Source organism: Amycolatopsis sp. SID8362, assembly GCF_010550475.1.
Lineage (GTDB): Bacteria > Actinomycetota > Actinomycetes > Mycobacteriales > Pseudonocardiaceae > Amycolatopsis > Amycolatopsis eburnea.
The window spans coordinates 1-736 of record NZ_JAAGNB010000848.1; the positions used below are offsets into that span (position 1 = coordinate 1).

1 protein-coding gene is annotated in these 736 nt (G+C 76.2%); it reads right to left on the reverse strand.

What is annotated here, in order from left to right; genetic code table 11:
* Window positions 1-736 (reverse strand): hypothetical protein (locus G3I65_RS26430; RefSeq protein ID WP_160698506.1); only part of this gene is annotated, 736 nt, incomplete at both ends.

Consider the following 736-nt stretch of genomic DNA (forward strand, 5'->3'; position numbering starts at 1 on the left):
GTGGTCGCCGGCCGCCGCGGGTTCGCCCAGCGCGTCGGCCAGCAGGGCGAGGTACCGGTGCACCGGTCCGCGGACCGCGGCCCCGATGCCTTCGACCACGAACAGATCCGCGTACGGCGTCAGCCAGTCGTAGATCGGGCGTGCCGCCGGGTGCGGGCCGGTCAAGGCGATCGCGTCGGCGGCCTGGGTGAGCATCGGCAGCCACTCGGAGTCCCGCGGCGCCGCCGCCAGCCGGGGTGCGACGGCGGACAGGCGAGCCCGCGCTTCGTCGTGCCTGTCGAGCTGCGCGGCCAGCAGGGAGAGCGTGACCTGCGGCCAGATCCCCGGGATGTCCTCCAGGCCGGCGTCGGCGCTGAACCGGGCCAGCTCCGCCTGGTCGCCGGTGTCGGTGAGCAGGCACCAGCGCTGGGTCGCGGCGAGCACCAGCGCGTTGGCGCTGCCGGAGGCCCGGCCCAGCTCCTCGGTCCGGTCGAGGGCGGCCCGGACGTCGTCGTACCGGCCTTCCAGCAGCGCCCGCATGCCCCGCCACAGCGGCGGGTACCAGCGGTAGAACGGCTGGTCCAGCGCGGTGGCGACGTGGTCGAAGGCGAGGGCCTCGGTGTCGGCTTCGGTGACCGCCCCGGTCTCCAGCAGCGCGACCAGCCGCAGCCGCCTGCCGAGCAGTTCCAGCACCGGGTCGCGCAGCCGGCGGGCGAGGTCCACGACGTCGCCCGCCCAGCCGAGCCGGTCGGCGCAG